Genomic DNA, 23,374 nt, shown 5'->3' on the forward strand with positions numbered 1-23,374 from the left:
CGTGACCATCGCCCCCCACTGGCGCACCGCCCCGATCAACCCACCGCCCAGCAACCCCCGAAACAGAGACCCCATCCCTTAAGTCACTGGTATTGGCTTTAAGACTCGTCTCACGTTCGCTGGTTACCGTCCCGCCCGAGGGACCGATGGGCCGGCACGGGCGAGGAGGCTGCGGACATGGCGGGTGCGGTACGAGGGGCACGGGGCGGACAGGGCTTGGCCCGGGTGGCCGTGGTCGTACGGGCCGGGGCCGCCCCGCTGTGGTGGTCCGGGGTGTTCGCGGCCGGGATCGGCGTGCTGCCCGAGGGGATCACCGGACGCCGGATCGGTGTCATGGCCGGGGCTGTGCTGTTCCTCGTCGGCGCCGCCGTGGTGGCGCTCGTCCGCCGCAAGCGGTACACCCTGCTGCTGCGCGGGACCGCCCGGGCCGGGAAGCACGATGTGCTCCAGGACCGGGCGGTGACCGTGCGGAACTGGCGCCGCGGGCACCGCTGGTGGCTGCTGCTGGCCTGGGCCGTCGCGGTCGGCAGCGCCTTCGCGGTGCCGGCCGCCGGCGGCATGCTGCTCGCCGGGACCGGCACCGGGCTGCGGCTGAAGGCGGCCTGGCTGGGCCGCCGGGAGCGGGCCGAGGAGCAGCTGGTGTGGCTGCGCGTCGACTGGCTCGACGGGCGCGGCGGCCGCCCGGTGGGCAAGGCCGTCAAGGCGTACCGCGGTACCGGCATCGCGGCGGGCGACGCGGCCCCCGGCGGGGCCCGCCGCCGCACCGCGGCACTGGTGTGAATCCGGTGCCCGGAGGTCAGACCTCCAGGTCCTCCTCGATCTTCTTCAGCTGGTGCCGGGCCATCGCCAGGTTGGACCGGTTGATGTCCAGCACCAGGTAGAGGAAGAGGCCGTTGCCGCCCCGGCCCTTGATCAGCCGGATCAGGTGGTACTGGGAGGAGAGCGTGATCAGGATGTCCTCGATCTCACCCTTGAGCCCCAGGTGCTCCATGGTGCGCATCTTGGCGCGGATCACGTCCGTGTTGCCGGCGGCGGCCACGTTCAGGTCGAAGGTCTTGCTGCCGCCCATCGTGCCCAGCGCCATGCCGGTGGTGTAGTCGACGAGCGCGACGCCGGTGGCGCCCTCGATGGAGGTGAGGGCTTCTTTCAGCGCGGTTTCGGTGTTGGCCATGACTCTCTGTTTCCTTTCAACTTTCGGTGGTGGTGCGCGTGTCCGTGGTGGTGCTGGTCCGTGGCGTGCGCGTGTTTCTGGTCCGTGTCGCCGCCGTGCTGCGGGCCGGGCGCAGGGCCTTGGCGGCGGCCTCGGCGGCGTCGACCAGGTCGCCGATCCGGGCGGCGGCCCGGCGGCCCTCCAGGTGGAGCCGGCCGACGTTCACCCGGTCCTCGGCGAGCAGGGTGAGCACGGCGCTGCGGCCGGCCGCGTAGGTGGCGACATAGCCGTCCTCGCCGCGCACCAGCAGCTCCCTGAGCTCGCCCCTGCCGGTGGCGTCGGAGACCCGCACGGCGACGCCCAGTTCGGCGGCGGTGAGGGCGGCGAGGCCCTCCGGGTCGACGCCCGGGCAGTCGTGCGCGACGACCAGGCCGTCGACGCCGGCCGCGAGGGCACCGGTGAGCTGGGGCATCCGGGTGCGTAACCGGCGCAGTTCGTCGAGGACGGCCTCTCTGCCGGAGCTGCCGGGTTCTGCCGCCATCAGCTGTCTCCTCTCGGCGGGGCGGTGCCGTTCAAAGGGCCTCCAGCGCATCCCTGAGCCTCTTCAGCAGCGCGATGTCGGGGTCGGTGACCGGGGGCAGCAGGGGCGGGGCGGCCGTGGTTCTCCTCGGGGCGAGGAGTCCGGCCGCCGCCAGCCGCCGGGCGTCCACCAGCGTGTGGAAGGCCGGCCGGCCGAGATCCCGGGCGATCTCGGGGGCGGTGCGGACGCCGTCCACCCGGTCCAGGACCGCCCGCTGGCGCTGGGTGGCCGGCGGTGCCGCGACCGGGTCGGCGCGGATCAACGGGGCGCCGTCCGTCGACGGGTCGGGCCAGATCCGGTGCAGCAGCTCGCGGCGGCGCAGGGTCTCGCGCTCCAGAGTGGTGACGGGGACCGCCGGGAACGAGCCCGCGGCGACCGGGGTGCCGTACCGGAACCGGCCCGGTGTGCTGCTGGGCGCGAGCGCGAAGTACCCGGCGTCGTACAGCGCGCCGAGCTGGCAGAGCTCCAGGGCGCCCTTCGGCAGCAGACCGGCCCCGAGCAGCCGGTGCACCGCGGCGGGTATGTCGTCGGTCCAGGGCCAGACCGCCGCGTCGAGTGTGCCGTGGGCCGTGAGGAGCACGTCGAGGCCGGGCGCCAGGGGGCTCTCGGCGTACACCACGCGGCCCTCGGCCAGGTGCAGGGTGCCGTGCTCGCGGACCAGGACGCCGGTGGCCCGCTCCTCGGCGAGGCGTGTCAGCATCGGCGAGAGTGCGCCGGTCGGACCGTCGTGCGGGGCCGCCCGGCCCCGGACCGGCAGCGGCGGAGGTATGTCGACCACGGTCATCCCAGCACCAGCCGCTCGGCCATCTCGCCGAGCCGGATCCGGGCGAGGGCGAGGTTGCCGTCCTCGCGGGCCAGCCACAGATGCAGGAACACCGTGGCGTCGAAGGACGTGACCACGAACCGCAGCAGGTGGTAGCTGTCCCGGTTGCTGACGATCAGGTCCTCCACCGGGGGATTCACCTCGGTGTCGTCCTCCGTGCTGAACGCCCCGTGCTCGGCGGCCAGCCGGGCCAGTTCGGCGGCCTCCGCGGCGGTGGTCTCGTGGTCACCGCCGGGTGCCTCCCCGACCGTGCCCAGGGCCAGCCCGCTCGTCCAGTCGACCAACGCGGCCCCCCGGGCTCCGGGCAGCCGCATCGCTTCCAGTAAGCACTCGTCGATTCCGGGCACCGTGGCTCCCCTCCCGCCGCCTGGTTCTCCGGTTGAGTGACGCAGACACTACGCAACGTGTGCGACGGGAGGGGTGCGTTTGGCATTTTCCAGTGGGACATGCCCGCGGCAGGCTAGTGTTGGTCAACTGGGCTGCCTTTCGCACCAGTTGATCCCTCCGTATGGAGCCTCTCAACGGCTTCCGGTTGCACGCGGGGTGGTGAGCGCGTCGGCGTGCGCCCCTCCGGCGTCGGCCACGATCTCCGCGACCGTCTGCGGCTCCCGTACGACGGCGAACGCCACGCCCCCGGCGCCGTCCGGCGCGAAGCCGTAAACCCCGGGCCGGGCAAGGGAGTTGTAGGAGTAGTGGGTGCCGAAGTAGTACGCGCCGGTGTCCAGCGCGGCCACGTGGTCCCCCTGCTCCAGCGCCGGCAGAGCGCGCCCCTCGGCGAGCAGGTCGCCCGAGAAACAGGCCGGCCCCGCCACGTCCTGCACCACCGGCGGGCCCTCCTTGGGCCGCCCCTTGTCGTCGTACGCGGCGATCCTGAGCGGCCACGCCCCGGGCACGTACACCGTCCGGGCCGCCACCTGTACGCCCGCGTGCGTCACGGCGATCCGCCGCCCGCCGGAGGTCTTGGTGTACTCCACCCGGGCCACCACCGTCCCGTGCCGGGCCAGCAGCGACCGTCCGAACTCCGTCACCAGCCCGTACCGGCCGTCGAACAGCCCCGGCACGGCCTCCGCGAGCAGCCGGGCGTACTGCGCGTACGTCGGCTCCGTCGCCTCCGAGGCGAGGTTGACCGACAGGCCGCCGCCGATGTCGAGGGTGTCGATCTGCCGCCTGCCGATCCGCGCGTTGATCTCCTCGGCCAGCGCGTAGGTCTCCGCCACGCCCCGCGCCAGCAGCGACAGCGAGATCCCCTGCGAACCGATGTGGGCATGCAGCCGGGTCAGCCACGGCCGCTCCGTGAACGCCCGGACCACCCACTCCCGCGCCCCCTCGTCCCGCAGACCCACCCCGAACTTCGAGGTCGCCGTCGCGGTGGAGGTGGCGCCGATGGTCCCGGCCCCGATCTGCGGGTTCACCCGGATCCCGAGCGGCGAGCGGGGGCGCCCGGAGCCCGTGAGGGCGTCGATGCGCCGCAGTTCCTGCGGGTTGTCCGCGTTCACGGCGATCCCCAGCGCCAGCGCCTCGCGCAGCTCCGCCTCGGTCTTGGCGGGCGCGTCGAACACCGTCCGCCCCACCTGTACCCCGGCCGCCCGGGCCAGCGCCAGCTCGCCCGCGCTGGCCACCTCGGCGCCGATGCCCTCCCCGGCCAGCAGCCGCACCACCGGCACCAGCGGGTTCGCCTTCACCGCGAAGGCGTGCAACACCGGGGTGCCGGGCGCCGTGACCGCCTGGAACGCCCGGTGCAGCGCCGCCGCCGAAGCGCGGATGCCGGTGACGTCCAGCAGGCCGGCGATCGGCGCGTCCGGCCCCAGCAGCCCCTGCTCCACCGCCGCCCGTACGGCGTCGTCCCGCCGTACCGCCCGCTCGCTGTCGTCCACGCAGCCGTCCTCGCCCGCTCCGCCGTTCGTCCTGCCGTTCGCCACGCCGTCCCCCGACATGTCGTCGTCCGCACCGTTAAGGCCCATAAGTCCAAGCCAAACATCCGGGACGCGGCCGCGCTGGCGGACCGATGTATTGACTAGTTCTATTCAGCGAGCCAGGATGTGAATAACCGAATAGCCGCAGGAACATTTCACCGGCCGTCATTCGCCAGGAGGCAGACCATGTCAGGACCCCGCCCCGTACGAGCACCGCGCGGTACGGAACTGAGCGCCCTGGGATGGCAGCAGGAAGCCGCCCTGCGGATGCTGCAGAACAACCTCGACCCCGAGGTCGCCGAGCACCCCGACAAGCTCGTCGTCTACGGCGGCACCGGCAAGGCCGCCCGCGACTGGCGATCCTTCGACGCCATGGTCCGCACGCTGCGCACCCTCAAGCAGGACGAGACCATGCTGGTCCAGTCCGGCCGCCCGGTCGGCGTGATGCAGACCCACGAGTGGGCCCCGCGCGTCCTCATCGCCAACTCCAACCTGGTCGGCGACTGGGCCAACTGGGAGGAGTTCCGCCGCCTGGAGGCCCTCGGCCTGACCATGTACGGCCAGATGACCGCCGGCTCCTGGATCTACATCGGCACCCAGGGCATCCTCCAGGGCACCTACGAGACCTTCGCCGCCGTCGCCGCGAAGAAGTTCAACGGCACCCTCGCCGGAACCATCACCCTCACCGCCGGCCTCGGCGGCATGGGAGGCGCCCAGCCGCTCGCCGTCACCATGAACGACGGCGTCGCGATCTGCATCGACGTCGACCCGCGCGCCATCGAGCGCCGCATCGAGCACCGGTACCTGGACGTGAAGGCCGACTCGCTCGACCACGCGCTCCAGCTGGCCACCGAGGCACGTGACGCCCGCCGCCCGCTCTCCATCGGCGTCCTCGGCAACGCGGCCGAACTGGTCCCGCAGCTGCTCGCGATGGACGCGCCCATCGACATCGTCACCGACCAGACCTCGGCGCACGACCCGCTGGCCTACCTGCCGGTGGGCGTGGCCTTCGAGGACATGGCGGACGCGGCGGCCAAGGACCCGGCGGGCTTCACCACCCGCGCCCGTGAGTCGATGGCCAGGCACGTCGAGGCCATGGTGGGCTTCATGGACGCCGGCGCCGAGGTCTTCGACTACGGCAACTCCATCCGGGGCGAGGCGCAGCTGGCCGGCTACGAGCGGGCCTTCGCCTTCCCCGGCTTCGTCCCCGCCTACATCCGCCCGCTCTTCTCCGAGGGCAAGGGCCCCTTCCGCTGGGCGGCCCTGTCCGGTGAGGCCTCCGACATCGCCAAGACCGACAAGGCGATCCTCGACCTCTTCCCGGAGAACGAGTCCCTGCACCGCTGGATCAAGCTGGCCGGTGAGCGGGTCCACTTCCAGGGCCTGCCCGCGCGCATCTGCTGGCTCGGCTACGGCGAGCGGGACAAGGCCGGCGAGCGGTTCAACGACATGGTGGCGAGCGGCGAGCTGGCGGCGCCGCTGGCGATCGGCCGAGACCACCTCGACTGCGGCTCCGTGGCCTCGCCCTACCGCGAGACGGAGGCCATGCTGGACGGGTCCGACGCGATCGCCGACTGGCCGCTGCTGAACGCCATGGTGAACGTGGCGTCGGGCGCGTCCTGGGTCTCCATCCACCACGGCGGCGGGGTGGGCATGGGACGGTCCATCCACGCGGGGCAGGTGACGGTGGCCGACGGTACGAAGCTCTCCGGAGAGAAGATCCGCCGGGTCCTGACGAACGACCCCGGCATGGGTGTCATCCGGCACGTGGACGCGGGCTACGACATCGCGGAGTCGGTCGCCGACGAGCGGGGCGTGCGGGTGCCGATGCGTGAGGGCGACGGCGCGTGAACCCTCGTGAGGGTGGACGTGGCGGCAGCGCTCCGGTGGGGGCCGACGCCTCGTCGCCGGGCGCGGGTGCGGCTGTGCCCGCCCGTTCCGCCCCGCGGAACGACTGCCCGCAGCCTGCAGCGGGCGAGGGCACGCAGCCTGTGCGGGGCTCGGCTTCCTTCCACGAGATGTGGCGGGAGCTGCTCCCCGTCGGCCGTCACCCCGACACCCGCGGCTACCGGCGCTTCGCCTGGACCGGCGCCGATGCCGAGTGCCGGGCGTGGTTCCGGGAGCAGGCCGAGGCGCGTGGCCTGGTCCACGAGGTCGACCGGAACGGCAACCAGTGGGCCTGGCTCGGGGATCCCGCCGCCGGGGATGCCGTCGTCACCGGGTCGCATCTGGACTCCGTGCCGGACGGCGGGGCCTTCGACGGTCCCCTCGGCGTGGTGTCCTCCTTCGCCGCGCTCGACGAACTCCGCCGCAGGGGAGCGGAGTTCACCAGGCCCCTCGCCATCGTCAACTTCGGGGACGAGGAGGGCGCCCGGTTCGGACTCGCCTGTGTCGGGTCACGGCTCACCGCCGGACACCTCACCGTCGAGCAGGCGCACCGGCTGACCGACGGGGACGGGATCACCCTGCCCCGGGCCATGGAGGCCGCCGGCTACGACCCCGACGTCATCGGCGCCGACCCCGAGCGGCTCGCCCGTGTCGGCGCCTTCGTCGAACTGCACGTCGAACAGGGCCGGGCGCTGGACCTGTCCGGCGACCGGGTCGGCGTCGCCAGCGCCATCTGGCCGCACGGACGCTGGCGGTTCGACTTCCGGGGCGAGGCCAACCACGCCGGCACGACCCGGCTGGCCGACCGCCGCGACCCCATGCTGTCGTACGCCGAGACCGTGCTCGCCGCCCGCCGCGAGGCCGAACTCGCCGGTGCCGTCGCCACCTTCGGCAAGATCGCCGTCGAGCCGAACGGCGTCAACGCCATCCCCTCCCTGGTGCGCGGCTGGCTCGACTCCCGCGCCGCCGACCAGGCCACCCTCGACACCGTCGTCGGCGGCATCGAGAAGGCGGCCCGGGAGTACGCGCAGGCGCACGGCATCGATCTCGACGTGGTCCGGGAGTCCTTCACCCCGGTCGTCGAGTTCGACCACGCCCTGCGGGACGAACTGGGCCGCATCCTCGGCCGGGACACCGGCCTCACCGTGCCCGTCCTGGGTACCGGTGCCGGCCACGACGCCGGGATCCTCTCCGGGAGGATCCCGACCGCGATGCTGTTCGTGCGCAACCCCACCGGTGTCTCGCACTCCCCGGCCGAGTCCGCCGCCGAGGACGACTGCGTGGCCGGGGTGAGCGCGCTCGCCGACGTACTGGAAGGGCTGGCCTGCGGGTGACGACACGGACGACGTACTGGTTGGAGTACGCCTGGCTGGACACGCACGTCGAGCCGGGTGTCGCCGTGGAGGTGGCGGACAGCCGGATCGCCGCCGTCCGCACGGACACCCCCGCCCCGCCGCCGGGAGCCGAGATCCTGCGCGGTCTCACCCTCCCCGGCCTGGCCAACGCCCACTCGCACGCCTTCCACCGCGCCCTGCGCGGCACGGTCCAGGTGGGCTCCGGGACCTTCTGGACCTGGCGCGAGCTGATGTACTCCATCGCCGACCGGCTGACCCCGGAGACCTATCACGCGCTCGCCCGCGCGGTGTACGCCGAGATGGCGCTGGCGGGCATCGCCTGCGTCGGCGAGTTCCACTACGTGCACCACGCCCCCGGCGGCATCCCGTACGCCGACCCCAACGCCATGGGCGAGGCGCTGATCGCGGCCGCCGCCGACGCCGGTGTCCGCATCACCCTCCTGGACACCGCCTACCTCTCCGCGGGCATTCTGAGCGAGCACCGTGGCGAGCCGCCCAACGCCCACCAGTCGCGCTTCTCCGACGGCAGCGCGGAGGCCTGGGCCGCACGCTGTTCCGTTCTCAAGGAACGCGATCACGCACGGATCGGGGCCGCGATCCACTCCGTACGGGCCGTGCCCGCCGGCCAGCTGGCGACCGTGGCCCGCTGGGCCGAGGAGCGGCGGGCCCCGCTCCACGTGCACCTGTCCGAGCAGACGGCGGAGAACGACGCCTGCCTGGCCGCCCACGGCCGCACCCCCACCCGCCTGCTCGCCGACCACGGCGTCCTCGGCCCGCGCACCACCGGCGTGCACAACACCCACCTCACCGAGGAGGACATCGCGCTGCTCGGCGGCTCCGGCACCGGCACCTGCATGTGCCCGACGACCGAGCGGGACCTGGCCGACGGCATCGGACCGGCCGTCGCCCTCCAGCGGGCGGGCTCGCCGCTCTCCCTCGGCTCCGACAGCCACGCCGTCATCGACCTGTTCGAAGAGGCACGTGCGATGGAGCTCAACGAGCGGCTGCGCACCCGCACCCGGGGCCACTGGACGGCCGCCGCCCTGCTGCGCGCCGCCTCCGTCGACGGCCACGCCGCACTCGGCTGGCAGGACGCGGGCGCCATCGAGCGCGGCATGCTCGCCGACCTGACGACGATCGCGCTGGACTCGGTCAGAACGGCGGGGCCACTGCCCCGGCTGGGCGCCGAGACGGCCGTATTCGCGGCGACGGGAGCCGACGTCCGGCACACCGTCGTGGGCGGGCGGCACGTCGTACGAGACGGCGCGCACACCCTCGTCCCCGATGTGCCGCATGCCCTCGCGCGGGCCGTCGAAGCCCTCCGCGCCTGACGACCACCCACGAGGACACCATGAGCAGCAGCACCGTCATCACCAACATCGCCACGCTGGTCACCAACGACCCCTCCCTGGGTGACAACTCCCCTCTCGGTCTGATCCAGGACGCGGCCGTCGTCATCGACGGCGACCGTGTCGTGTGGACCGGTGAATCCAGCAAAGCACCCGCCACTGACAACCGGGTCGACGCGGGCGGCCGGGCGGTGCTGCCGGGCTTCGTGGACTCGCACTCCCACCTGGTCTTCGCGGGCGACCGCACCCAGGAGTTCAACGCCCGGATGTCCGGCCGCTCGTACACCGCGGGCGGCATCCGCACGACGGTCGCCGCGACCCGCGCGGCGACCGACGAGGAACTGGAGCGCAACCTCACCCGCTATCTCGCCGAGGCCCTCCGCCAGGGCACCACCACCTTCGAGACGAAGTCGGGCTACGGCCTGACGGTCCAGGACGAGGCCCGGGCCCTGCGCATCGCCGCCGCCCACACCGACGAGGTGACCTACCTCGGCGCCCACATCGTCTCCCCGGACTACGCCGACGACCCGGCGGCCTACGTCTCCCTGGTCACCGGCGAGATGCTCGACGCCTGTGCCCCGTACGCCCGTTGGGTCGACGTCTTCTGCGAGAAGGGCGCCTTCGACGGCGACCAGGCCCGCGCGATCCTCACGGCGGGCAGGGCGAAGGGCCTGACCCCGCGCATCCACGCCAACCAGCTCTCCTACGGCCCCGGCGTGCAGCTGGCTGTCGAACTCGACGCGGCGAGCGCCGACCACTGCACCCACCTCACCGACGCCGACGTGGACGCCCTGGCCAACGGCTCGACGGTTGCCACCCTCCTGCCGGGGGCCGAGTTCTCCACCCGGGCCCAGTGGCCGGACGCCCGGCGCCTGCTGGACGCGGGGGTGACCGTGGCCCTGTCCACGGACTGCAACCCGGGGTCCTCCTTCACCTCCTCCGTCCCCTTCTGCGTCGCGCTGGCCGTCCGGGACATGGGCATGACCCCGGACGAGGCGGTGTGGTCGGCGACGGCGGGCGGCGCGCGCGCCCTGCGGCGGGACGACATCGGCCGGCTCACCCCGGGCGCCTACGCCGACCTGACCCTGCTGGACGCCCCCAGTCACGTCCACCTGGCCTACCGGCCGGGCGTTCCGCTGGTCGCCGGGGTGTGGCGCAGGGGCGTCCGGGCCGTCGGCTGAGTCAGCTCGCCCCGGCCCGCCAGAGCTGGGCCGTGCCGTCGTCCACCGGGTCCAGGGAGAGCTGGTCGCCGCCGTCCGGGGTGAGGGCCGTCTCGATGGCGGTCTCCGGGCGGATCTCGCCGTCGGAGAGGACCGTGAAGCGCAGGTTGCGGCCGTGGTCGCCGTCCACCGACGAGCACGTCCAGATGCCCACGCCCTTGTCGACCGAACCCCGGCTGTCCAGGCAGAAGTCGGGGTCCGCGGCGGACTGCAGCACGCCCCGCTCGGTGTCGACCCGCCAGCGTTGGGTGGCGGAGCCGGAGCAGGTGGCCGTGACGACGTCGGTGCCGTTGTCGAAGTCGCCGTCCCGGACGTCCAGGCAGCGGCCGGTGGCGGCGTTCACGACCTGGGCGTAGCCGGCGCCCGGCGGCTTCGGGGCGGGTGACGGGGGCGGTGCGGCGGAGTGCGTCGGGGTCGGGGTGGGCGTCGCGGCCGGGGTCCGTGCCGGGGCCGGGCTGTGCGACGGCTTCGTGGGGGAGGGCGACGGGGAGAGGGTCGCCGTCGCCGTCACGGTCACCTGGGGGGTGGCGGCCGGGGTCGTGGCCGCCGGATCGCCGGGGTGCGCGGCCGGGCGGGTCAGCAGCACCAGCAGCAGCGGTACGAGGGCCACGCCCAGCGCCGTGGAGGTCAGCAGGACGCGGCGGGACGGGGACCGTCGGCCGTGCTCCGGACCGGGCCCGGCGGGAGCCTGCGCCGGGATCTCCTGCCGTGCGTAGGCGGCTCCGCCCCAGGGCAGCAGGCCTTCCGCCAGGGCCGTGCGCGGACTGTCGCGGAGCGCGGTCAGGTCCTCGAACGCGGCCGTGCAGTGCGGGCAGTGGGCCATGTGCGCATGCAGGTCGGGGCTGTGCCGCGGGTTCTCCGGGCGCACCGACTCCTCGATGAGCCGGCGGAAGTCCGCGCAGCGGGGGTCGTCGGAGGCGGCCAGACGGCTGCGCAGACAGGCCTGCGCCAGCGACTGGAGCGCGGGCGGGGTGTCGTACCGGACGTCCTCGGGGGTCAGACCGAGGTGGGTGGCGGTCCTGGCCGGGGGTTCCTGGTCCAGTACGCCGTACCAGACCAGGCCCTGGGTGCGGGAGGACAGGGACTGGAAGGCCGCGAGCAGTGGCGGGGCGGGCGGGGCGGGGCTGCCCGTCGAGTTCAGGACCAGGAGGAGGGTCGGGTCCAGCGCGGCGGAGCGTTCGTCGTGCGCCCACTCGGCGGCCAGCCGCGCGGTCAGCAGGAGCAGGTGGTGGCGGAGGGGGACGACCGGCTCGGCACCGCGCGCGATGTCCCGGGCGGCGGTGGTGAAGGTCTGCGCGGTGAGCCGGTGGGCCGCCGCGTCGCCGGCCGTGCAGAGCCGGGCGTGACCGAGGACCGGTGCGTGATGGCGGGCGCGCAGTTCCTGGAGGGCCGGGTAGGCGGTGGCGGCGGGCCCGCGCAGGAGTTCGGTCAGGCGCGCGTCCGAGAGCGGGTCGGCTGAGGGCGGGTCGGCCGAGGGCGGGTTGTCCTGGACCATGCTGCACCCCTTCGCGCCGGCCCGCCGTGGGCCCGTCCCTGCTGACGTACCGGCCAGTTTGGGGTGTGGGCGGGGCGCGGGGGAGGCCTTTGGCGAAAAGAGACGGCCGGGAATCGCCCCTCCGGGGGCGCAGGCGTACAGGGGCGTGGTGGCCGGGCCCGGAACACGGCTGCGGGCGCGTGGGACGACCGGTCCCCACGCGCCCGCAGCCGTACGAATCCGGGGCACCGCGCCCGTCACTCGTCCAGCGTCAGCGCCTTCCGCAGCTGCACCAGAGTGCGGGACAGCAGCCGGGACACGTGCATCTGCGAGATGCCCAGTTCCTCGCCGATCTCCGACTGGGTCAGACCGCCGACGAAGCGCAGCGAGAGGATCCTGCGGTCCCTGGAAGGGAGTTCGGCGATCAGCGGCTTCAGGGACTCGATGTACTCGATGCCTTCGAGACCGTGGTCCTCGTAGCCGATGCGGTCCGCCAGGGCGCCCTCGGACTCGTCCTCGTCCGCCTGTGCGTCCAGGGAGGAGGCCGTGTAGGCGTTGGAGGCGGCCATGCCCTCGACGATCTCTTCGTTCGAGAGGCCGAGGCGCTCCGCGAGTTCCGTGACCGTGGGGGCGCGGTCCAGCTTCTGGGCCAGCTCGTCGCCGGCCTTGGCGAGGTCGAGACGCAGCTCCTGGAGGCGGCGCGGGACCCGTACCGACCACGACGTGTCGCGGAAGAAACGCTTGATCTCGCCGATGATGGTGGGCATCGCGAAAGTGGGGAACTCGACGCCGCGGGAGAGTTCGAAGCGGTCGATCGCCTTGATCAGGCCGATCGTGCCGACCTGGATGATGTCCTCCATCGGCTCGCTGCGGGAGCGGAACCGGGAGGCGGCGAACTTGACGAGCGCGAGGTTCAGCTCGACGAGGGTGTTGCGTACGTACGAGTATTCGTGCGTGCCTTCCTCCAGCGACTCCAGCCGCTCGAAGAGGGTCTTGGACAGGGCTCTCGCGTCGACCGCGTCGACCTCGTCGTACGGGGGGATCTCCGGGAGGTCGAGCCCCGCGACGGATCCCTCGATGGCATCCAGTTGTTCCGGTGGGGGTGTCGACGTCGCCGTCCGGGTATGCGATGCGTCGAGCCGGGGTGACATGGTGTCCTCCATCGTTCTCGGCATAAGGCTGCCGAAGCCGTGCGTGCACTGCGGAGTGCGGCGCCTCCAAAGCCGGCCGTGTCGGTTTTCGTGTCCGTACTAGGCCTACCCGCTCCGTCGAGCCACTCGCAAGTCCGTTCTATTATCATTTGTCCTTTTGTGGGAGGTTGTTCGGGTGTCGGAGTCCGTGCAGAAGGCGTAATGTTCGAGGGCGTCGACACGGCGTTCGGCAGACATCGGTGGGCATCGTCAGACATCGGTCAGACGATGGCAAAAGCGGTCACGACCTCGGGAGAGAGACGGCAATGGACCACGGGACGGTCGGCAGCGCACAGTCGGGCCGGCTTCTGGTGGAAGTGCGGGAAGAGGGCTCCAGCGCTGTCGTGATTCCGGCGGGTGAGCTCGATCACCACACCGCCGATCTGCTGCGCGAGCCGCTCGACGATCTCCTCGACAAGGGGTTCTCGCGCCTTGTCGTCGACTGCTCACGCCTGGAGTTCTGTGACTCCACCGGGCTGAACGTGCTGCTCGGTGCCCGGCTTCGGGCCGAGGCCGCCGGAGGCCGGGTGCACCTCGCCGGGATGCTGCCCGTCGTCGCCCGGGTCTTCGAGATCACGGGGGCCGAAGCGGTCTTCACCGTCCATGACTCGGTCGAGGCGGCCCTGGCCGGGGAAGCCGGCTCGGCCGGCGACGAGACCTGAGTCCTTGACCGGTGTTCGCAACCGGTGGGTGTCCCGGCGGATCGCCCGGGCAGGAGAGATCTGTCGGCGGCCGACGGCCCCGGGTCGAGTGGGCCGCACCGACAGGTCCGTACGAAGTGCAGCAACGCGAAATTTTTTGAATTGTGAACCGGTGAAACGGTGAGGTGAAGCGCTGATGAGCACCACCCGGCCTTACCCGCCGGGCGACCGCGGCCCGGAGACCAGCGGCGTTTCCGGGATGTCCGAGGCGGCGGCGTCCGACGTGCCGCCCGCCTCGTCGGGGGGTCGTCAGGTCCGCAGGCTGCGCCTTGTGGGGGAGAGCGGGGTGGTACCGCTCGCCCGTGACTTCACCCGCCAGGCGTTGTACGCGTGGGGCTGGCTGCCGGCCGAGACGGCCGACCGCAGAGCCGCCGCCGAGGACGTCCTGCTCGTCGTCTCGGAGCTCGTCACCAACGCGTGCCTGCATGCGGAGGGGCCGGACGAGCTGTTCCTGGCCTGCGACAACAAGGTGATCCGGGTGGAGGTGTCCGACCGGGGGGCCGGGCAGCCGGCGCCGCGGACCCCGCACCGGGCGGGGCGGCCGGGGGGACACGGGATGTTCATCGTGCAGCGGCTGTGCCTGGACTGGGGGGTCGTACGGGCGTCCGGAGAGGCCGGAAAGACGGTCTGGGCGGAGTTGGGGGCGCCGGCGTAGGCGTACGGCCTGCGCAGAACGGTGCCGCCCCGCGGCCGCCGGCCCGTCCCGCCCGTCCCCGCAGTTCTCGCGCCCCCCTGTGGGGCGCTTCGGCATCCCCACACTTCCGCCACTCCCTTTCTCTTCCCTCCTCATGAGGCCCGGCGTACCTTGACGGCCGAATCTGATACCTCGTCAGTAGCGAATGGGGTGGACCGACCGTGTCGTCGTACCCGAAACGCACCGCCGTGCTCGCGTCCGCCGCCGCCCTGGCCGGCTCGGCGGTGCTGCTCGCCGCCCCGGCGGCGCACGCCACCGTCGTCGACGTCAACTACGCCTGCAAGACGCCGATCGGCGACAAGAGCGCCGTCTCCCCGATCGACATCAAGGGCGTCAGGAGCGGCAGCGGTTACAAGATCACGATGTCCTGGCAGAAGGGCGTCTCGTCCAGCCCCGTCGAACTCGGCAAGGGCGCCATGAACCCGAGCGCCACCATCAAGCTCGGCGGCGCCGACAGCGGGACCCTGAACGTGACCGGCTCGCCCAACCAGGCGGCGATCCCCGCCAACACCCCCATCAAGATCAACGACCTGAGCGGCACCTACACGCCGAAGAAGACCGGCAAGGTGACCTTCACGGCGGGCATCCTCACCATCAAGGCGCTCGGTACGACGACGACCTGCACCCCCGGCAACAGCCCCGGCCCGTCCCTGACGCTGGACGTGACCGCCGCGAGCGGGGGCGGGTCCACGGGATCGACCGGCTCCGACTCGTCGTCCGGGGGCACCGGCGCCGACTCCGCGGGCACCCTCCCGAAGACCGGCCCCGAGGACTCGTTCGTCGCGCTCGGGACCCTCGGCGGCACCGTGCTGCTCGCGGGCGCGGCCGGCGCCCTGTGGCTGACCCGGCGGAACCAGCCCGTACGCCGCTGACCCCCGGGGTCCGACCGCTGGAGCCGCCCATGCCGTCCGCCCAGTTCGCCGTCCGTGTGCTCGGCCTCGCCGTGCCGGCCCTGCTGACCCTGCTCGCCACCGCCCCGCACGCGGCGGCGGCCGGGAGCTGGTCGCTCGCGCCCGCGGGCGGCGGCCGCCCGTCCTTCTACGCCGAGGGCGCCCCCGGGGCCGTTCTCCAGGACACCGTGTCGGTGACCAACCGCGGCGGGCGCCCGATCACGGTACGGCTGTCCGGCACCGGCGTCCGCGTCACCTTCGCCGGGGCGGGGGTCCGCGTCCCCGCCCGCACCCGGGCCGACGTCCCCTTCACGATGACCGTGCCGGCCGGCGCGGCGCCCGGCGACAGCGCGGGCACGCTCGTCGCGAAGGACACCGACGGCCGCACCGCCACCGTCCGGGTCCGGCTGCGCGTCGGCGGACCCACCCTGACCGCGCTGACCGTCGAACATGTCGCCGTCCACGGTGACCGCATCACCTACCAGCTGGTCAACCGGGGCACGACCGTCCTCGTACCGCGGCTCGCGGTGCACGCGGAGGGTGTCTTCGGCCGGGACCTGCTCGACCGGCCCCCGCGCACCCTCCCGGTCCGCCTCGCGCCGGGCAGCCGTACCGGACTCAGCGAGCCCTGGCCCGGCCACCCGGCACTGGACGCGGTCGACGTCCGGCTGACGGTGACGGCGGCCGGCGGCGCACACGACACGGCGGGCGCCGGGGCGCGGTTCGTGCCCTGGGGCGCGGTCGCGGGCTTCGCGGGCGCGCTGGCGGCGGGCACCGCCGTGACGGTCGTACGGCTGCGCGGGCGCCGACGCGGGCGCGTGCCCGAACCCCATTTTACGGAGGCCGAGTTGACGGGAGCGGCGAGGTGAGAGCGCGTGCGATCGCGATATCGACGGCACTGGCGGCGGTGTTCGCACTGCTCCTGACGCCCCTGGCCGCGGCCGCCGGCGGGCCGGCCGTCAAGGTCTCCGAGCCGCAGGCCGGCACCGGCGGTTCGATCACCGTCAGCGGCACCGGCTGGCGGCCGCACACCCTGCTGATGATGCTGATCTGCGGCCAGGCCACCCCCGCCCGGGGCGTGATCGGCGGCACCAACTCCTGCGCCAACGCCGACGGCCGCGCCGTCACCACCGACGCGAACGGCGGCTTCGGCAGGCAACTCCCGGTCAGTGAACCGCCGGTGCCCTGCCCCTGTGTGGTGCACGTGGCCACCGTGACGGGTGCGAAGGCCGACGCGGACGCCGTGTTCCAGGTGGCCGGGCACCCCGTGAAGGCACTGCCCGCCGAGCCCACCGGCGGACGCCTCTCGATGCTCACCGACACCCGCCTCGACGGCTCCTCGGGTCTGCTGACCTGGTTCGGCGCACCCCCCTCCCGCACCCTCGTCTTCACCATCGGCAACGCGGGCTCGACCACCCTTCAGGACCCCGTCTTCCAGGTCGGCACCGCACACGGCGTGTTCGCCCCCCAGTGGGACGAGCAGCAGTGGCGCGGCACCCTCGCCCCCGGCAAGAAGGCGCAGATCAAGCTGCCCGTCGAACTCTCCGCCGGGGCGCACGGCGACTACACCGTCTCCCTCAGGTACGACGGCACGGTCCTCGCCGAGCAGCCGTGGGGCGTCGGCCGTCCCTGGGGCGTGACCCTGTTCTGGATCCTGCTCTGCGTGGTCGTACCGGCCGCCGTCTTCCGCATCGGCATGGCGGTGGTGGACCGGGTACGACCGCCCCGCGCGGGCGGCATCCGCCACCGGGGCGTGCACCGCCCGACCCTGCGCCTGCCGCGCCTGCGCGCGCCCGAGCCCGCGCCCGCGCCCGACACGACCTCGACCCTGCCGTGGTTCACCCCGGACAGCGATCCGGGCACGGCGGCCGGCCGGCTCTCCGCACCGCACGACGACAGTCCCACGAGTCCCACGACTCCCACCAGGAAGGGAACCACGTGACCATGCGAAGGAGAGTGACACCGGTCAGAGCGGGTGCGGCGGCGGCCGCGCTGGTCCTCGGCGGCGCGGGCCTGCTGCTGGGCGCGGCTGCCGGGACGGCACAGGCCGCCGAGGTGTCGTTCGCGACCCACTGCGTCCCGCCCGCCGGGGTCGCCGACCCCGTCGACGGGACCACGAAGGTGGAGATCACCGCACCCGCCACCGCGAAGGTCGGCGACACGGTCGACATCACCTGGAAGTTCGTGCAGGCCGCGTCCAAGAACCCGGACATCATCGACCTGCCCGCGAACTCGGTCCAGCCGTCCGGCACGCTCAAGGCGGCCGGCGCCCAGAGCGCCGACATCGCCCTGCAGGGGCCGCGCGAGAACCCGGCGATCCCCAAGGGCGGCGACATGGTGCTGTCCGACATGACGGGCACCCTGAAACTGACCTCGCCCGGCGAGGTGACGCTCACCCCGGACGGATACAAGGTCAACGCGTTCGGCACGGACACCGTGTGCACGCCGTCGGCGACCGTTCCGAAGGCGGCGACGATCGAGGTGACCGGCAGCGGTTCCAGCGGGTCGCCGACACCGACCGGCACCGGCTCGGCCTCCCCGTCGGCCTCGGTGAGCCCCTCCGACTCGCCGTCGCAGTCCGCGTCGCCGTCCCCGTCCGTCTCGTCCTCCGACGGCACGGGCTCCGGCCAGACCGACTTCACGGGCAAGGAGGTACAGGTCCCCTACGCCTGCAAGACGCCCATCGGCGACAAGAACGCGACCTCGCCGGTGCAGATCAACGCCAAGAAGAACGGCGGGAGTTTCGATCTCACCGTGCAGTTCAACGGGTCGGTGATGGACAGCCCCGCGGACATCCCGGCGGACTCGGTGAAGCCGTCGATGGAGGTGGTCCTGGGCGGCGCCGACAAGGGCACGGTCCATGTGGAGGGCCCCACCAACTCCGCCCCGATCAAGTCCGGCGACCCGATCGAGATCCCGGACCTGACGGGCACCTACAAGCCGGGTGCGAGCGGCACGTCGACGCTCTCGCCGGGCGTCCTGACGGTCAACGCCCTCGGTACGACGACGACCTGCACGCCGACCAAGTCGGAGGTGTCGTTGACGCTGGACACGAGCGAGCAGGCGAGCGGGGCGTCGGGGGGTTCGTCGACGTCCGGCGGCTCGGCGGGCGGTTCGAGCGGCGGCGGCCTCGCGGAGACCGGCGACAGCAGCAACGGCGCGGTGAAGGCGCTGGGCCTGGTGGCGGGAACGGCCATCCTGCTGGGTGGCGCGGTCTTCACGTTCATGCCTCGAAAGAGGACGCGGTGATGCCTTAGAGGCGCCGGGCTGCATTGATATGCGGCTCCGCCGCGTGGGCGCGACCAGCCACGTCCGGCGGGCAGCCGGAACACGAGAGGGCCACCCCATTCCGGAGAATGCGGTGGCCCTCTGTCAGAAGACGATCAGTGAACGTCGCCCATGAGCTCCCGGACCTTCTTCCGGTACATGAACACCGCAGCACCGGCGAGCACCGCCAGCGCCGCCTGGAACGCCACGATCCCCGTCTTGTTGAGGTCGACCCCGGCGATGGACAGCAGACCGGTCGTCGCGTCGCCCGCGGTGACCGCGAGGAACCACACGCCCATCATCTGGGACGCGTACTTCGCCGGCGCCATCTTGGTCGTCACGGACAGACCCACCGGAGAGAGCATCAGCTCACCCACGGTCTGCACGAAGTAGATCCCGACCAGCCACAGCGCGGCGGCCTTGTGACCGCCGTCCGCGATCGACAGCGGCGCGAGGAACAGGAAGAACGACGCGCCGATCAGCACCAGGCCGCCGGCGAACTTCACGGCCGTGCTCGGCTCCTTGCCGCGCCGCGCCATCGCCAGCCACGCCCAGGCGAAGACCGGCGCGAACGCCATGATCATGACCGGGTTGACGGACTGGTACCAGGAGACCGGGAAGTTCCAGCCGAAGATGGTGTTCTTGGCGGAGGCGTCGGCGAACAGGGAGACGGTCGAGCCGCCCTGGTCGTAGATCATCCAGAACACGGCCGCGGCCACGAAGAACCAGATGTACGCGCTCATCTTGGACTGCTCGGCGCGGTCCAGGTCCTTGTCGCGCTTGATGCGGGCGATGACGACGACCGGGATCAGCAGACCGGCGACGGTGATCGGGACCAGCAGCCAGTTCAGCGTGTAGACGCCGGAGACACCCACGACGACGTAGAAGACCGCGGCGACGGCGGCCCAGAAGCCGGCCTTCGTCAGCGTCGCCTTCTTCTCCGCGGCGGACAGCGGCGTCGGGACGATGTCGGAACGCGAGCTCAGGTGCCGCGTGCCGAGCAGGAACTGGGCGAGACCCAGCGCCATGCCGAGCGCGGCCAGCGCGAAGCCCAGGTGCCAGTTGTAGTTCTCGCCGACCGTGCCGATGACCAGCGGCGCGGCGAAGGCGCCCACGTTGATGCCGATGTAGAAGAGCGTGAAGCCACCGTCACGGCGCGGGTCGTCCGGACCGTCGTACAGGTGACCCACCATCGTGGAGATGTTGGCCTTCAGCAGGCCTGACCCTATGGCGACCAGACCGAGACCCGCGAAGAACGTCCCCGAGCCGGGCAGCGCCAGCGTCAGGTGGCCGAGCATGATGATCACGCCCGCGACGGCGACCGTCTTGCGGGGGCCGAGCACACGGTCGGCGAACCACCCGCCCGGCAGCGCGAGCAGGTACACGAGCGACAGGTACACCGAGTAGATCGCCGTCGCGGTGGCCGCGGTCATGTGCAGGCCGCCGGGAGCGACCAGGTACAGCGGAAGCAGGGCCTTCATGCCGTAGTAGGAGAAACGCTCCCACATCTCGGTCATGAAGAGGGTGGCCAGTCCGCGGGGGTGGCCGAAGAAGGTCTTCTCGGAACCGGGGGTGCCCGGTCGGACCGAGTCCTTCGTCAGGCTGGACGCCATGGGTCGTTCCTTGCTGCTCGGGACGCGCGGTGGGGCTGTGCGCGCCCGTGGGGGGGAGCGGCCGGCACCGGCGGGTCGGACCGTCCACCCCACGCCCAGGGGGAGTCCACCCCGGACCACGGAGCGGGGGACGGCGACCACCGGGATCCACGCCCCGTGACGCTGTGTCGCGTCCGGAGCCCGGCCAGAGGTCATTCCTTTCGAGGCCGGCCTGGGCCGACCCGCACACAAAAGAGACCTTCAGTGTCAAGAAGCCCACCAAAGGTCCCCGGGTGTACTACAGGCGTTCACGTCACTGTACGTCAGGACACTGGCGGATATGGAAGGACTTGAGACACGGATCACAGGTGTCGCGGGAACCGTGCACCCGCTTTCGAAGGCGCGTCCTACCGTCTCACCTCTCGCTCACAGGTTCGTACCACTGTGCCCCAAGGTAAGAATCCCGGGCGCCCATCACACCCCGGCACAGCGCGTAATCGGACTACCATCACCTCATGACCCGTGTACTGCTCGCCGAGGACGACGCGTCCATTTCGGAGCCGCTGGCCCGCGCACTGCGCCGGGAAGGTTACGAGGTCGAGGTGCGCGAGGACGGACCCACCGCGCTCGACGCCGGAATGCAGGGCGGCATCGACCTGGTCGTGCTCGACCTCGGGCTGCCCGGCATGGACGGCCTGGAGGTCGCGCGCCGGCTGCGTGCCGAGGGCCACGCGGTACCGATCCTCATCCTGACCGCGCGGGCCGACGAGGTGGACACCGTCGTCGGTCTGGACGCGGGTGCCGACGACTACGTGACCAAGCCCTTCCGGCTCGCCGAACTGCTCGCCCGGGTGCGGGCGCTGCTCCGCCGCGGCGCCGCCGAGCCCGCGCAGCCGCCGGCCACGCACGGGGTGCGGATCGACGTCGAGTCGCACCGGGCCTGGATGGGGGACGAGGAACTCCAGCTCACCGCGAAGGAGTTCGACCTGCTGCGGGTGCTGGTACGGGACGCCGGGCGAGTGGTCACCCGTGACCAGTTGATGCGCGAGGTCTGGGACACGACGTGGTGGTCGTCGACGAAGACGCTCGACATGCACATCTCGTGGCTGCGCAAGAAGCTCGGCGACGACGCGGCGAACCCGCGGTACATCGCTACGGTGCGTGGTGTCGGGTTCCGTTTCGAGAAGAGCTAGGTCGGCTACGAGCGTTGCGCCGTGGCCGGCTGGTGCGGTGTGCGCGACCGACCGTCACGGCGGGCCGGTCGCGCACACGCGGCGGAGCCGCACATGTTTGCACCCCGCGCCCCTTTCGGGGCGCTGACGTGGCCGTTTCCCGGAGAGTGCCGTGCGTCGTCGTCTGATCCAGTCCACCCTCGCCGTCGTGCTGGTCGTCATCGCCGTCTTCGGCGTGTCTCTCGTCATCGTCGAGTCGCGGACCATCAGCAACAGCGCCCAGGAGCGCGTCGACTCCGAGGCGCTCCGGCTCGCCAGCATCGTCGACAGCCGCATCCTCGGGGACGAGGACGTCACCGCCGAGATACTGCACAGCCAGGTCGGCAAGGACCAGTACGCCGTCATCCGCATCCCGGGCAAGGCGCCGATCGAGCTCGGGGCCAGGCCCGAGGGCGACGTCATCCACTACACCGCCGACGGTGAGGAGGGCGAGACGGTCACCGTCCAGGAGCCGCGGTCCACGGTGACCCGCGAGGTCGGCCGTACGCTGCTGATCATCGGGGCCGTCGCGCTGCTCGCCGTGATCGCCGCCGTGCTGCTGGCCATCCGCCAGGCCAACCGGCTCGCCTCCCCGCTCACCGACCTCGCCGAGACCGCCGAACGGCTGGGATCCGGCGACCCGCGCCCGCGGCACAAGCGGTATGGCGTCCCGGAGCTGGACCGGGTCGCCGACGTGCTGGACTCCTCCGCCGAGCGGATCGGGCGGATGCTCACCGCCGAGCGGCGGCTGGCCGCGGACGCCTCCCACCAGCTGCGCACGCCCCTCACCGCCCTGTCCATGCGCCTTGAGGAGATCACCCTCACCGATGACCCGGACATCGTGAAGGAGGAGGCGAATGTCGCGTTGACGCAGGTGGAGCGGTTGACCGACGTCGTGGAACGGCTGCTGACGAACTCCCGTGACCCGCGTACCGGCTCGGCCGTCACCTTCGACCTGGACGAGGTCATCCAGCAGCAGCTCGCCGAGTGGCGGCCCGCCTACCGCAGCTCCGGCCGGGCGATCGTCAGCTCGGGCAAGCGGCATCTGCGGGCGGTGGGCACCCCCGGCGCGGTCGCGCAGGTGCTCGCCGCGCTGATCGAGAACTCGCTGATGCACGGCGGCGGCACGGTCGCCCTGCGCACCCGGGTCACAGGCAACCAGGCGGTCGTGGAGGTGACCGACGAGGGGGCCGGGGTGCCCGCCGACCTCGGCAACCGGATCTTCGAGCGGACGATCAGCGGCCGCAACTCCACCGGGATCGGCCTGGCCGTAGCCCGTGACCTCGCGGAGGCGGACGGCGGCCGTCTGGAACTGCTCCAGGCCCAGCCGCCGGTGTTCGGTCTGTTCCTGTCCCGCACACCGCCCGCGCACAAGCCGGCGGACGAGGACCTGCCGACGGTCCGTTAGGGGGTCCAGCAGGGGTCAGAAGACCCGCTGCCTGGGCTTGGGCTCCGGGGAGTCGGCGGCCCGCTCCAGGATCGCCTCCGCGTCGGCGACCGTCTCCCGGGCCGGCAGCGCCTTGAACACCCAGGTGCGGTACGACCAGAAGCGGAACAGCGTGGCCACGCCGATGCCGACGAACTTGAAGACGTTGCTCTGCAGCGGGCTGTCCCAGCCGAAGCCGTAGGTCGCCAGGTACAGCAGACCGTTCTCGATCACCAGGCCCACCGCGCTGAACAGCAGGAACAGGGTGAGTTCCTTGGTGCGGCCGCCCTTGTCACGGTCCCGGTACGTCCAGTAGCGGAAGCCCAGGTAGTTGAAGACAATGGCGACGACGGTCGCTATCACGCTCGCCCGTACCACCGGAAGCTCGGTGAGATGCCGGACCAGGTTGAAGACGCCGAGATTGACGAGAATGCCGGCGCCGCCGACGGCGCCGAATTTGGCGACCTCGCGTACGAGCCGTTGCAGCCCCGAGGAACCACGTTCCATGGTTGTGCGGGCTCCCGTCCGTAGATATTGCGACCCAGCCACTCTAACGAGCCAGTATGTCCCACGCCCGTGGATGACGGCACAGGTCGGGAACGGCTTGGAAAGAAGCCCGGAAAAGCGGGGCAAGAAGCGACGAAACGGTCGG

At 72.2% G+C, this 23,374-nt stretch carries 22 protein-coding genes; 13 read left to right on the forward strand and 9 right to left on the reverse strand.

What is annotated here, in order from left to right:
• The first annotated feature begins 177 nt into the window (after positions 1 to 177).
• Positions 178 to 780: a hypothetical protein gene (locus ACFXI4_RS42685; RefSeq protein WP_385002563.1), complete on the forward strand. Its 603-nt coding sequence runs from the start codon at positions 178 to 180 to the stop codon at positions 778 to 780.
• A 16-nt stretch (positions 781 to 796) separates the two neighbouring features.
• Here the strand turns inward: ACFXI4_RS42685 and ACFXI4_RS42690 are convergent, their stop codons facing one another.
• From ACFXI4_RS42690 to ACFXI4_RS42710, 5 genes are all read right to left on the reverse strand, one after another.
• The gene (locus ACFXI4_RS42690; RefSeq protein ID WP_362729318.1) at positions 797 to 1,171 is read right to left on the reverse strand and encodes a hypothetical protein; all 375 of its coding nucleotides are present in this window, start codon (positions 1,169 to 1,171) and stop codon (positions 797 to 799) included.
• A gap of 16 nt (positions 1,172 to 1,187) precedes the next feature.
• The gene (locus ACFXI4_RS42695; RefSeq protein WP_385002567.1) at positions 1,188 to 1,691 is read right to left on the reverse strand and encodes a roadblock/LC7 domain-containing protein; all 504 of its coding nucleotides are present in this window, start codon (positions 1,689 to 1,691) and stop codon (positions 1,188 to 1,190) included.
• Between the two features lie 31 nt (positions 1,692 to 1,722).
• Positions 1,723 to 2,514, reverse strand: coding sequence for a transcriptional regulator (locus ACFXI4_RS42700; protein ID WP_385002570.1), 792 nt, complete (start codon positions 2,512 to 2,514; stop codon positions 1,723 to 1,725).
• Positions 2,511 to 2,900: a hypothetical protein gene (locus ACFXI4_RS42705; RefSeq protein WP_360495101.1), complete on the reverse strand. Its 390-nt coding sequence runs from the start codon at positions 2,898 to 2,900 to the stop codon at positions 2,511 to 2,513. The genes ACFXI4_RS42700 and ACFXI4_RS42705 overlap by 4 nt, the downstream gene beginning before the upstream one ends.
• A 171-nt stretch (positions 2,901 to 3,071) precedes the next feature.
• On the reverse strand, positions 3,072 to 4,487 hold the full coding sequence (locus ACFXI4_RS42710) for a diaminopimelate decarboxylase (protein WP_385002634.1): 1,416 nt from the start codon (positions 4,485 to 4,487) through the stop codon (positions 3,072 to 3,074).
• Between the two features lie 165 nt (positions 4,488 to 4,652).
• Between ACFXI4_RS42710 and hutU the strand changes: the two genes are divergently transcribed.
• The 4 genes from hutU (at position 4,653) to hutI (ending at position 10,238) form a co-directional block, all read left to right on the forward strand.
• A complete protein-coding gene (gene hutU, locus ACFXI4_RS42715; protein ID WP_385002574.1) occupies positions 4,653 to 6,317 on the forward strand; it encodes a urocanate hydratase in 1,665 nt (554 codons plus the stop codon).
• Positions 6,318 to 6,484: 167 nt separating this feature from the next.
• Complete coding sequence (locus tag ACFXI4_RS42720; RefSeq protein ID WP_385002637.1) at positions 6,485 to 7,687, forward strand: allantoate amidohydrolase; 1,203 nt, start codon at positions 6,485 to 6,487, stop codon at positions 7,685 to 7,687.
• The gene (locus ACFXI4_RS42725; RefSeq protein WP_385002640.1) at positions 7,678 to 9,039 is read left to right on the forward strand and encodes a formimidoylglutamate deiminase; all 1,362 of its coding nucleotides are present in this window, start codon (positions 7,678 to 7,680) and stop codon (positions 9,037 to 9,039) included. Before ACFXI4_RS42720 ends, ACFXI4_RS42725 begins: the two co-directional genes overlap by 10 nt.
• A gap of 20 nt (positions 9,040 to 9,059) precedes the next feature.
• Positions 9,060 to 10,238, forward strand: coding sequence for an imidazolonepropionase (gene hutI, locus ACFXI4_RS42730; RefSeq protein WP_362720403.1), 1,179 nt, complete (start codon positions 9,060 to 9,062; stop codon positions 10,236 to 10,238).
• Between the two features lies 1 nt (position 10,239).
• Here hutI and ACFXI4_RS42735 read toward each other — a convergent pair whose 3' ends face one another.
• Together ACFXI4_RS42735 and ACFXI4_RS42740 are read right to left on the reverse strand one after the other, a co-directional pair.
• Positions 10,240 to 11,772: a ricin-type beta-trefoil lectin domain protein gene (locus ACFXI4_RS42735; RefSeq protein WP_385002579.1), complete on the reverse strand. Its 1,533-nt coding sequence runs from the start codon at positions 11,770 to 11,772 to the stop codon at positions 10,240 to 10,242.
• A gap of 236 nt (positions 11,773 to 12,008) precedes the next feature.
• Positions 12,009 to 12,902, reverse strand: a complete 894-nt coding sequence (locus ACFXI4_RS42740; RefSeq protein WP_385002582.1) for an RNA polymerase sigma factor SigF — start codon at positions 12,900 to 12,902, stop codon at positions 12,009 to 12,011.
• Positions 12,903 to 13,207: 305 nt separating this feature from the next.
• Here ACFXI4_RS42740 and ACFXI4_RS42745 point away from each other — a divergent pair, with 305 nt between their 5' ends.
• From ACFXI4_RS42745 to ACFXI4_RS42770, 6 genes are all read left to right on the forward strand, one after another.
• Complete coding sequence (locus ACFXI4_RS42745; RefSeq protein ID WP_362720395.1) at positions 13,208 to 13,603, forward strand: STAS domain-containing protein; 396 nt, start codon at positions 13,208 to 13,210, stop codon at positions 13,601 to 13,603.
• A 175-nt stretch (positions 13,604 to 13,778) separates the two neighbouring features.
• Positions 13,779 to 14,297 (forward strand): ATP-binding protein, encoded by a 519-nt coding sequence (locus ACFXI4_RS42750; RefSeq protein WP_385002586.1) that lies wholly within the window; start codon positions 13,779 to 13,781, stop codon positions 14,295 to 14,297.
• A 200-nt stretch (positions 14,298 to 14,497) separates the two neighbouring features.
• Positions 14,498 to 15,208, forward strand: coding sequence for an LPXTG cell wall anchor domain-containing protein (locus tag ACFXI4_RS42755; protein ID WP_385002589.1), 711 nt, complete (start codon positions 14,498 to 14,500; stop codon positions 15,206 to 15,208).
• A gap of 29 nt (positions 15,209 to 15,237) precedes the next feature.
• Complete coding sequence (locus tag ACFXI4_RS42760) at positions 15,238 to 16,095, forward strand: hypothetical protein (RefSeq protein WP_385002592.1); 858 nt, start codon at positions 15,238 to 15,240, stop codon at positions 16,093 to 16,095.
• Positions 16,092 to 17,168: a hypothetical protein gene (locus ACFXI4_RS42765; protein ID WP_385002595.1), complete on the forward strand. Its 1,077-nt coding sequence runs from the start codon at positions 16,092 to 16,094 to the stop codon at positions 17,166 to 17,168. The genes ACFXI4_RS42760 and ACFXI4_RS42765 overlap by 4 nt, the downstream gene beginning before the upstream one ends.
• 2 nt (positions 17,169 to 17,170) lie before the next feature.
• The gene (locus ACFXI4_RS42770; protein ID WP_385002598.1) at positions 17,171 to 18,475 is read left to right on the forward strand and encodes a hypothetical protein; all 1,305 of its coding nucleotides are present in this window, start codon (positions 17,171 to 17,173) and stop codon (positions 18,473 to 18,475) included.
• 134 nt (positions 18,476 to 18,609) lie between these two features.
• On the opposite strand, the gene ACFXI4_RS42775 is transcribed toward ACFXI4_RS42770, so the two are convergent.
• A complete protein-coding gene (locus ACFXI4_RS42775) occupies positions 18,610 to 20,106 on the reverse strand; it encodes an oligopeptide:H+ symporter (RefSeq protein WP_385002601.1) in 1,497 nt (498 codons plus the stop codon).
• Positions 20,107 to 20,600: 494 nt separating this feature from the next.
• Between ACFXI4_RS42775 and ACFXI4_RS42780 the strand changes: the two genes are divergently transcribed.
• The gene (locus ACFXI4_RS42780; protein ID WP_007382513.1) at positions 20,601 to 21,278 is read left to right on the forward strand and encodes a response regulator transcription factor; all 678 of its coding nucleotides are present in this window, start codon (positions 20,601 to 20,603) and stop codon (positions 21,276 to 21,278) included.
• Between the two features lie 151 nt (positions 21,279 to 21,429).
• Positions 21,430 to 22,704, forward strand: coding sequence for an ATP-binding protein (locus ACFXI4_RS42785; RefSeq protein ID WP_362718549.1), 1,275 nt, complete (start codon positions 21,430 to 21,432; stop codon positions 22,702 to 22,704).
• 15 nt (positions 22,705 to 22,719) lie between these two features.
• On the opposite strand, the gene ACFXI4_RS42790 is transcribed toward ACFXI4_RS42785, so the two are convergent.
• Complete coding sequence (locus ACFXI4_RS42790; protein ID WP_362718552.1) at positions 22,720 to 23,229, reverse strand: GtrA family protein; 510 nt, start codon at positions 23,227 to 23,229, stop codon at positions 22,720 to 22,722.
• Positions 23,230 to 23,374 lie beyond the last annotated feature (145 nt).

Source organism: Streptomyces sp. NPDC059224, from assembly GCF_042754285.1.
Taxonomy (GTDB): Bacteria; Actinomycetota; Actinomycetes; order Streptomycetales; family Streptomycetaceae; genus Streptomyces.

Coding starts and splice junctions, on each gene's coding strand:
- ACFXI4_RS42685 (WP_385002563.1), top strand. CDS start 178: ATGGCGGGTGCGGTACGAGGGGCACGGGGCGGACAGGGCTTGGCCCGG.
- ACFXI4_RS42690 (WP_362729318.1), bottom strand. CDS start 1,171: ATGGCCAACACCGAAACCGCGCTGAAAGAAGCCCTCACCTCCATCGAG.
- ACFXI4_RS42695 (WP_385002567.1), bottom strand. CDS start 1,691: ATGGCGGCAGAACCCGGCAGCTCCGGCAGAGAGGCCGTCCTCGACGAA.
- ACFXI4_RS42700 (WP_385002570.1), bottom strand. CDS start 2,514: ATGACCGTGGTCGACATACCTCCGCCGCTGCCGGTCCGGGGCCGGGCG.
- ACFXI4_RS42710 (WP_385002634.1), bottom strand. CDS start 4,487: ATGTCGGGGGACGGCGTGGCGAACGGCAGGACGAACGGCGGAGCGGGC.
- hutU (WP_385002574.1), top strand. CDS start 4,653: ATGTCAGGACCCCGCCCCGTACGAGCACCGCGCGGTACGGAACTGAGC.
- ACFXI4_RS42720 (WP_385002637.1), top strand. CDS start 6,485: ATGTGGCGGGAGCTGCTCCCCGTCGGCCGTCACCCCGACACCCGCGGC.
- hutI (WP_362720403.1), top strand. CDS start 9,060: ATGAGCAGCAGCACCGTCATCACCAACATCGCCACGCTGGTCACCAAC.
- ACFXI4_RS42735 (WP_385002579.1), bottom strand. CDS start 11,772: ATGGTCCAGGACAACCCGCCCTCGGCCGACCCGCCCTCAGCCGACCCG.
- ACFXI4_RS42740 (WP_385002582.1), bottom strand. CDS start 12,902: ATGTCACCCCGGCTCGACGCATCGCATACCCGGACGGCGACGTCGACA.
- ACFXI4_RS42745 (WP_362720395.1), top strand. CDS start 13,208: ATGGACCACGGGACGGTCGGCAGCGCACAGTCGGGCCGGCTTCTGGTG.
- ACFXI4_RS42750 (WP_385002586.1), top strand. CDS start 13,779: ATGAGCACCACCCGGCCTTACCCGCCGGGCGACCGCGGCCCGGAGACC.
- ACFXI4_RS42760 (WP_385002592.1), top strand. CDS start 15,238: ATGCCGTCCGCCCAGTTCGCCGTCCGTGTGCTCGGCCTCGCCGTGCCG.
- ACFXI4_RS42770 (WP_385002598.1), top strand. CDS start 17,171: ATGCGAAGGAGAGTGACACCGGTCAGAGCGGGTGCGGCGGCGGCCGCG.
- ACFXI4_RS42775 (WP_385002601.1), bottom strand. CDS start 20,106: ATGGCGTCCAGCCTGACGAAGGACTCGGTCCGACCGGGCACCCCCGGT.
- ACFXI4_RS42780 (WP_007382513.1), top strand. CDS start 20,601: ATGACCCGTGTACTGCTCGCCGAGGACGACGCGTCCATTTCGGAGCCG.
- ACFXI4_RS42790 (WP_362718552.1), bottom strand. CDS start 23,229: ATGGAACGTGGTTCCTCGGGGCTGCAACGGCTCGTACGCGAGGTCGCC.